At 60.6% G+C, this 8,643-nt stretch carries 7 protein-coding genes; 2 read left to right on the plus strand and 5 right to left on the minus strand.

Annotated features, from left to right (window positions below; all coding sequences use genetic code 11):
- Positions 1 to 21: 21 nt before the first annotated feature.
- Positions 22 to 1,173: an alpha/beta hydrolase gene (locus HMPREF2734_RS09910; RefSeq protein ID WP_070570719.1), complete on the minus strand. Its 1,152-nt coding sequence runs from the start codon at positions 1,171 to 1,173 to the stop codon at positions 22 to 24.
- Positions 1,170 to 1,418, minus strand: a complete 249-nt coding sequence (locus HMPREF2734_RS11870) for a hypothetical protein (protein WP_070423272.1) — start codon at positions 1,416 to 1,418, stop codon at positions 1,170 to 1,172. Before HMPREF2734_RS11870 ends, HMPREF2734_RS09910 begins: the two co-directional genes overlap by 4 nt.
- 91 nt (positions 1,419 to 1,509) lie before the next feature.
- Between HMPREF2734_RS11870 and HMPREF2734_RS09915 the strand changes: the two genes are divergently transcribed.
- Positions 1,510 to 2,340, plus strand: a complete 831-nt coding sequence (locus tag HMPREF2734_RS09915; RefSeq protein ID WP_070570721.1) for a carbon-nitrogen hydrolase family protein — start codon at positions 1,510 to 1,512, stop codon at positions 2,338 to 2,340.
- Here HMPREF2734_RS09915 and HMPREF2734_RS09920 read toward each other — a convergent pair.
- On the minus strand, positions 2,327 to 3,394 hold the full coding sequence (locus HMPREF2734_RS09920; RefSeq protein WP_070570723.1) for a ferredoxin reductase domain-containing protein: 1,068 nt from the start codon (positions 3,392 to 3,394) through the stop codon (positions 2,327 to 2,329). The two genes, HMPREF2734_RS09915 and HMPREF2734_RS09920, sit on opposite strands and share 14 nt — an antisense overlap.
- Positions 3,395 to 3,464: 70 nt before the next feature.
- On the opposite strand from HMPREF2734_RS09920, the gene HMPREF2734_RS09925 reads away from it, so the two are divergent.
- Entirely contained in the window at positions 3,465 to 4,817 is a 1,353-nt protein-coding gene (locus HMPREF2734_RS09925; protein WP_070570725.1) for a sodium/glutamate symporter, read from the plus strand.
- Between the two features lie 1,249 nt (positions 4,818 to 6,066).
- Here the strand turns inward: HMPREF2734_RS09925 and HMPREF2734_RS09930 are convergent.
- Positions 6,067 to 6,843, minus strand: a complete 777-nt coding sequence (locus HMPREF2734_RS09930; protein WP_070451844.1) for an ATP-binding protein — start codon at positions 6,841 to 6,843, stop codon at positions 6,067 to 6,069.
- Positions 6,840 to 8,474 carry an IS21 family transposase gene (gene istA / locus HMPREF2734_RS09935; protein ID WP_083308148.1) on the minus strand — a complete coding sequence of 545 codons (1,635 nt, stop codon included), beginning with the start codon at positions 8,472 to 8,474 and terminating at the stop codon, positions 6,840 to 6,842. Before istA ends, HMPREF2734_RS09930 begins: the two co-directional genes overlap by 4 nt.
- Between the last annotated feature and the right edge of the window lie 169 nt (positions 8,475 to 8,643).

Raw genomic sequence — 8,643 nt, forward strand, 5'->3', positions numbered from 1 at the left:
TCGCCATGGTAACGCCATTTCTTAAGTTGTGCTTGCGCGCTGTTGCAAAGCAGACACAAAAGCCGGGTCTGTGAAGTAGTCGGAGTGCCCGCCGCGCACGCCCTCCACGCGCTGTGCGCCCCACCCTACATACGACGGCGACGCACCGAGCACCGCCGACGGTCCAGAGCGCAGCAACAGGATGGGGTCCTGGGGTGAATCGACGACGTGAACGGTGGCGTACTCATCCGCAAGTGTGAGCTCGGAAACGTGCTGGCCTGCGACGCCGGCGCTGCCGAGGACCCATAAGTCATCCGCTATAAGTCCATGGTCGCGCGCCGCCGTGGTGGCCAGCAGCGTGCCGTAACTATGGGAGACGACGGTCTTCTGTGCGTCCGGGAAGCGCTCCTCAAGCGCCGCCTGAAACATCGCCAGATCATCCGCACCGGCCGAAGCACGCAGGGGAGAGACCGCCCGCGGCACCGAGCGTGGTGGCGCATAGCCCTGCCACACCACCACGGCAGCACCGGTCTGCTGCGCCAACCGTGACGCCTTTGCCAACTCACCCTCCAACTTTGCCGGCGCGCCCGTGGTCGCGCCGGCCACCATGGTGATCACCCGCGCCGGGTCCACAACATCACCGACGACAACGGTGGTGGATGCAGGGCCCGCCTCTACAACGGTGCCGCCGGCGGCCTCCACCACCTCGAGGGTTGCGGCGGGCAAGGTCGGCACATGACGCGCGTGCAGGTCCTGAAACGACTCATCCGGGTGGGCGAACAGCGGGTCGTAGTCCTGCTCGTGCCCGCCAAGGCGCAACAAGGACCGTGCGAGTTCCAGGTCCAGCGCCATCGACATCGCGTTGAGCCACAACACGGTGCGCGAGTGCAGGTAGCGGGTGGCAAACATGGCGGCCTCGTCCAACTGCCGTTGCAGCCCCGCCGCAGCGGCGACCAACGACGCCGCCGTGGCCAAGTCGTCGGCACCGCGCGCAAACACAGACCCGAACGCATCTAACCGCGCGTACGCCGCATCCGCCGCCACACCCCGAAACCCGGTGGACGCTAACGCCTCGCGTGAGGTTGGCACATGCTCGGCGCGCTCCCGGGCGGCATCAGAGGCGAGGCGCAACGCGGCCGCTGCCGCCGAGAGTTCCGCCGCGTCCAGCGCCGGACGGTACGTGGCAACACTCATGGCGCAAGCCTCGCTTCCAGGTCGGCGTCCACGCCCTCCACCGCGCGGGCAAAGCGCGCGATGGAATCAAGGTGGGTGTTGAGGTGGGCGGTGGTGTCGTCGATAAGCATGTGCGTGCTGTTGCGTATCGACGACAACGCTTCCGCCGTCCGCGACACCCCCACCTGCGCAAACGGTAACGGCGTGAACGTTCGGGTGAGGCCGCGGGCGACGGGTGCTGTGCGTGTTGAGATTTCAAGAGTCATGGGCCGAATCCTCTGCGCACCAGCACACAACCACAAGGGGCGAAGAAAAATCTGTGGATAACTGCCCCGAACTCCACCTAAAGTTATCCACATGAAGATCGCGTTGGTGCAAACCGTCACAGGCAGTGACACAATGGACAACTTTGCCCACCTTGCTCCGCTGGTGCGCGACGCCGCCGCCCAAGGCGCGAGCCTGATTGTGCTGCCGGAGGGTGCCAGTCAGGCCTTTGAGCAGGGCCGACTGGATACGCAGGCGGAGGACCTCGACGGCGCGTTTGCCACCAACATGCGCGACCTGGCAGGCGAGCTCGGCGTGACCATCGTGGCTGGCATGTTCCGGCCCGCCGATACCGTGCAGCGCGGCGAGAAAACCATCAACCGCGTCTACAACACCGCCCTGATCACGGGAAATGGCCTGCATGAGGGCTACGACAAGATTCATACGTACGACGCGTTCAACTACCGCGAGTCCGACACCGTGCGCCCCGGCGAACGCCTGGTCACCTTCGAGCACGACGGCGTGACGGTGGGCGTGGCCACCTGCTTCGACATTCGCTTCCCCGAGCAGTTCCAGGCCCTTGCGGACCGCGGCGCCCAAGTCATTGTCGTACCCACAAGCTGGGCCGACGGGCCCGGCAAGGTGGAGCAGTGGCGCATCTTAACCGCCGCGCGCGCCCTCGACGCCGGGGTGTTCATCGCGGCCGCTGGCCAGTCGCGCCCGGATTTTGAAACCAAAGCGGGCGAGCCGTCCGGTCCCACCGGCGCGGGCCACTCAACCGTGGTCGACCCTTCCGGCGTGCGCATCGCCGAAGCCGGCTACGGGCCCGAAACCCTGGTCGTAGACATCGACCCCGAAGAGGCCGCCAAGCAGCGCAAACGCCTTCCGCTCGGCCAGATCCGCGCGGACACTACGATGCGCTAAACCACTCCGGCGTCGCGTCGTGGGCGATGACCTGCACGCCCTCGGCGCCAGCTTCTTCCAACGCGTCGGTGATCGCGGCCGCGCGTGCCTGGTCCGCGCACACGATCACGTCGCGACCCCACCACATTCCCGGGCCCGACACCACCTGCTCCAGCGGCGCACCCAGGCGCGACTCCACCACCCAACTCACGTCCAGCCAGTCCTGCGCGCCAGCCAACGCGTCCAGCGCCGCCCGGTCGTACGTCACATCCGAAACCAGGTGCACATCGGGGCGCTCCTCGCACTCCAACCAGTGAAACACCAGCGCCTTCGCCGCAGCCAACCCCGTCCCCGCGGCCACCAAGAGCACTTGCTTATCGACGAACCCCTGCAGACCCCCGCGCGCCACACCCAATGTCAACCACGCGCCGGGCGCAACCGCAAGATCGGTGCCCGCGCCGATGTGAAACTCCATTTGTCCGAATGGGTTCGACGGCAGCGCCGGGATCAGTCCGGTCCACACACCGGGGGCTTCCGGCGACATCACGGGCAGCGTTTCACCGGGGGCATAGATGATGCGCGTGCCTGCCTCGAGGCGCACGATCTGCACCCCGTCGCGCTCCTCCACGCTGGTGACCTGCGCCGCTGAGGCCGCCGGCACGCCCGCGTAGTCGGCTTGGGATGCTGCCTTGCGCATGACCTCGCCCGCTGCCACGAGCGCCGAGGTGGGGTCCTCGGTGTCGGCACCGCCAGCACCGGTGCCGACCTCGGCGCCGGTTTCTCCGGCGACGGTGCGGATGGCGTCGCCAAGCAACTGCATCGCGTTGGGGTACTCCTCGGCGGGGAAGCCCGTGCGGCGCAGGTCCAGCGCGATCGCGCGCAGGCGGTCGGTGGTTTCGGTGGGGGAGTGGCTGAGGAGGAACGTGGTGGCGTCGATAAGCATCTGCGGCATGCGCTCACCAGGAGGAAGCATCATCGGCGCATGTGGATACGCCTCCACGAACTTCGCGCGCCACGCCTCACTCACGCGCGACCCGTGGGTGCGCAACAACTCAACGGACTCCGAAAAAGCCATGAAAACAGCGTACTGGGTTACAGTTACACACTGTTTTATATGCGATAAGTGGATAAAGGAAGGTGCTGCGATGGAATTCACCCCATACACGCTGCTTACCGACATCGGATGGATCTCCCTCCTCCTCATCGTCGGCAACGTCCTGCGCAACCGACTGCGCGTACTGCAAGCATTGCTGCTGCCCGCACCGATCACCGCAGGCCTGCTCGGGCTCATCCTCGGGCCCGAAATTCTTGGCCTGATCAACTGGTCCGACCAGGTGGGTACGTACACCACGCTGCTCATCGCGGTGGTGTTCGCGTCGATGGCGTACTCGATGCAATTCGGCGGCTCCGTGGCCACCGGTGCGCGCAACATGTGGGGTTACTCCACCGCAATGTTCATGGGGCAATGGGGCCTATTCATCCTGCTTGGCATCTACCTCTTCGCACCCGTATTCGGCACCGAGCCGTGGTTCGGCATGATGCTGCCCGTCGGCTTCGTCGGCGGCTTCGGCACCGCAGCGGCCGTCGGCTCCGCGCTTGAGGAGATCGGCGTTGAAGGCGCATCCTCTCTCGGCTTCACCTCCGCCACCGTGGGCACCCTCGTGGCGATTGTCGGCGGCGTGATCATGGCCAACTGGGGCATCCGCAAAGGCAAGGCATCCCAGCTCGCGGGCGATCTTCCCGACGACCTGCGCACCGGCTACATCCGCAACGAGGAAGAACGCCCCTCCATCGGCAAAGCCACCACCAACCCGTCGTCCATCGAACCGCTCGCACTGCACGCCGGCTTCATCGTGTTCACCGTGCTCATCGCGTACCTGGTGAACACGCTGATCAAGGGCCAGTGGCCAAACGTGTCCATCCCGCTGTTCGCCATGTCGTTCGTGGTCGGTCTGGTCGGCCGTCTTGCCTTGCGACTCGCCGGCCGCCCGAACTACCTCGACGGCTCCACCATCAACTCCATCTCCGGTGCTGCCACCGACTACATGATCGCCTTCGGCATCGCGTCTATCGTCCCCGCCGCACTCGCCGGCTACTGGCAGGCACTGGTTGTCATGTTCGTCCTGGGTACCGTGTTCTGCGTGGTCTGGATGCTGTGGGCCGGCCCGACCTTCTTTGGCGAAAAGTGGCTCGAGCGTGGCCTGTTCGGCTGGGGCTGGGCCACCGCCGCCGTGGCCACCGGCATCGCGCTGCTCAAGATGGTCGACCCGAAACTCAAGTCCGGCACCCTCAACGAGTACGGCGTGGCCTACGTCGGCTTCGCCCCCTTCGAAATCGGCATGACCATCCTCGCACCGATCGCCGTCATCGCCGGCTTCACCACCGGTTTCGGCTGGGTGTCCTTCGCCGTCGCCGTGGGCGTGGTCGTGCTCGCCTACGTGCTCAAGTGGGTGCCCGTGCGTAACGACGACCGCAGCGCCTCCCCGGCGCGGGAGTAGCTACACGGGTTTCCTTTTAAGCACTGAATGGATGTATTGCTGCCCCGCTAGCCAGGATGCGGCAGCGGGGTTCATTGAATGCATAAGGCGTGCGGATATTCGATGAACACGGATCAATTGCCCAGGGTCAAGCAGCGGTTCTAGATGGCTTGCACGATTTCGTGCGTGCCGTACTGCATTTGCCCACTGGTAAATGACAGCGGGATTAGCGCTCTGGAATTCGGAAGCGTTCCGAGCAGTAAATGCATGCTTGAGAGTCTCGTCCCAAATCCGCATCCGGGGATTTTGAGGAGAAGAAACCTGGGGTTGAGGCAAGATGAAAAGCCATGAACCGAAAGGCAAAGCCGCGACAAGGTCGTCATGAGAAGGATTCGGCTTTGCACAATTGCCAAGTTCGTCTCGTAGGGCTGGTTCCGCTTTTTGCCAAAGTGGCCTTTTGCGTGGTGGCGAAATAATCTGGCGAAGTCGAGGTGCAGGATCCTTTAGCCAGTCCCTTGTGTACGCACAAGTACGGTTTGGATCATTAACCGGTTGGGATGCATTCCAAGTTTGAAGGCGTGAATTGATGCTGTTTCTGAGTTGTACTTCGACCATACCTGTGGTCGCAGCGACAGCTCCCGCCATCTCGATATTCCAAAGGTAGAGCAGAAGTGCTTGTTTTTCTGAGCCCCCGGCTGCCTGTATGTAAGTTTTGAAGCGAGGGTCAGAAAGAGCACGCGTAATCGAATATGTAGTTTGCTTCTGCACAAAACTATATATACAGTTGGTTCTCACAAGACGGGTTAAAATCCGGTAATTAAGAGAATGTCCGCTAGGTGCAGTCGCGCCCAGCGGCTTTCTTTTTGTCGCTTAACCCGTAACAACCGTGAGGCAAACGCGCCCCTGATCGTCTAGCTGCGTTTTTGTGCAACTAGACGATCTTTCTTTTATCGACCATCGTTTCCATCATCACCTGGGGAAACATTTTCGACGAAAGCTGATCGTCTAGCACGCACTGCCGCGCAACTAGACGTGTTATGTCCATGAACATTTTGGACATGGAGTCCAGCCACTTATTGGACACGGAGTCCAGGAGCTTTTTGGACTTTGGCTAGTGTTTCGGTTTGCGTCTTTTTGGCCGGGGTTTGGATAGGTTGGGGCGCAGCTGGGGTGGTTGGCTGTTAGGACCACGGATTTAGTAACGCTGTGGTGAGTATCCAGTAACGCCCGGGTGAGTATCGGGTAACACCCGGGCGTTGACTATGAGCCGCTACTGCGTATTGGCTTCGAGGCGCATGTTCGGGCCTTCCAGCGTGATGATCTCAGCGCCAACGACAAGCCGATTCAGTATCGACTCGGCGATGACAGCATCCGGGATGGACTTGTACCACTCATCGGGCGTGAACTGGGAGGTGACAATGGTTGATCCCCGGTGTTCACGCTCAGCAAGAATGTTGAGCAGCTGGTGTGCTGTGGCAGCATCAATCGGCGTTGTTAAGAAGTCATCAAGTACGAGTACGTCTGCCAGGTGTAAGTCTTGAAGAAACTCCATGCGTGCTGTGTCATCATGGCGTAGCACCATTAGCTGGTTGGCCAGGGTGTCTGTGCGGAAGAAACGGGCAGAGTAGTCGTTTCTGCACGCAGCGGTAAGGAGTGCTTGGGCCAGGTATGTTTTGCCGACGGATGATTTGCCGAGGATGACAATGCTTTGCGCTTTTTGACACCATTGGCAGTGAGCGAGTCTGGTGATTTGCTCTTTGTTGAGGTTGCGGCCGGGTGCGTAGGTGATGTCTTCGATACACGCATCGAGATTTGGCGATCGGGATGCTTTGAGTAATTTGTTGACTCGTCGTTCACGCTTGGCCGCGACTTCTTTATCGAGCGCGTAGAGCACTTTGTCAGAAAAGCTCCACGAGTCGAAGACAGGATCTGCTGCAATATCAATCACGGTTCGGCCAAAAGCCGTCATACGTAGATCGGTAAAGACAGGCAGGATCGATTCATCAAGAAAGCGCGCTGATGCTGATGCTGGTTGTGGCTGTGTCATGACTGTAGGGGTCCTTTCTTCGTGAGGTTTTCCATACTGAACTGGGCAGACCCACCCAGATATGCGCCGCGGGTATCGCGTGCGTGTTCCACCGGTGGTGTTTCAGGCGCTGTTGTGGCTGGCAGATCATGGCCTGTCGGGCGGGTTGATTGGTCTTTGCGTACCGCGGCCATCATGTTTTTCACCGCGGTATACGACACTGCTCTCCTGGTGCCATCAGGTGCGATCAGGCGTGCACAGGCTTGTTCCAAAATCACTTTGTTTGCGTGTTTGCCCATATTCAGTACGTTTCGGCACGACTGAAATGCCTGGGCAGGGATTGCCTTTGCGCTGATGAGTTCTTCGATGACTGTCCGGGTTGCTGGCCCGATCTTGGCTGCTTCACGGTAGAAGTAGTCACTGGTCCACAACCCTGTGGTATCAGCCATGTTGGCAGGAATATGATCCACATCGGTGACATAGATTCCCCGGGCTTGGGCAAGCCGGTGGGTTGCAACACGCTGCCCGGCATCAAAGACGGTTACTTCATTGCCAGTGATACGTACATCGACAGTCCGGCCGACGAGCTGGTAAGGCACCGAATAACGTGCTGTGTTGACGGTGATGTGGAAGTTGGGGGCGACTTTCGCACGTTTCCATTCGGTATGCTGCCACGGTGTGGTGGGAAGTTCGCCGAGTACATCGCGTTCAAACTCGTCAAAGAGCATCCTTCTGCTGGTGTTGATGCCGCGAAACGGTACCGCGTCATTGATGCTGTCAACCAGGCTGCGGATGCGTGCATTGAGTTCATCGAGCCCAATACATTGATGTCCGTGGAGGGTGTGGATGACTTTTTGGGTGATGATCTTGACTGCTGCTTCTACATTCGCCTTGTCCTTTGGACGCCGAGCACGAGCAGGCAGCGCGGCAGTGTTGTAGTGCTCAAGGAATTCCTCGTAGGTGGAATTGACCTGCCGGTTGCGGTCAGCAGCACTAATTGCGTGGGATGCTGTCGAAGCATTGTCCGGCACGATGACTTCAGCAACCCCGCCGAAGTATTCAAATGCTTGGATATGCGCCCACAGCCACGCTTGTTGCCGCTGGTTCGGGCAAGCACAGGCAAACAACATGCCGGAATACGGCAGTGACGCCACGAAAATGCTGACTTTTGCACCCCGAGCATCAGTTGGGTCGAACAGGCGCATTGCGGTGCCAGCCCAGTCGACTTGCATGGTGTGTCCCGGGGCATGGGTAATGCGTGCGGTAAGTCCTGTGGCATCGACGTGTTCAGCAACAAGCTGGCGGAAACGCTCGTAGCTGTAGTAACGCTGGGACGGGTGGGCTGGTTGGGTGGTGTAGCGGCCCCACAAGACTTGGAGAGTGACTTTGTTGCGGCCGGTACGTGCTTTGGCCACTGCGTCAAAGTCGATGGGTACGAAGTCGCCTTGGGCACCACTTCGGCCATCGACAAACCATGTGGCCATTTCTTCGTCGGTGATACCGGCGAGTTGTTCACCGGTTGTGATCTGGTGTGCCGCCATTGTGTGGCGGGCTTTTTGAACTGTGGTGTGTGAGCATCGCACAGTCGAGCAGATTTGGCGGACGGACCAGCCTTGTAAGACAAGATCCATCACAGCCCGGTAATCAGTCACGATCGGACTCCTCTGATGATGCCGCGTGTCCTTTTGCCACGCGGTCAGAAGAATCTTCTCCCAAAGCGTTACCCGATACTCACCATTGCGTTACCCGATACTCACCACGGTGTTACTAGATACCCCCGCGCAACAGGTTGGCGGTGTTTCATGCCTTCGACGTGGTTGA

Source organism: Corynebacterium sp. HMSC055D05 (assembly GCF_001810365.1).
GTDB lineage: Bacteria > Actinomycetota > Actinomycetes > Mycobacteriales > Mycobacteriaceae > Corynebacterium > Corynebacterium coyleae.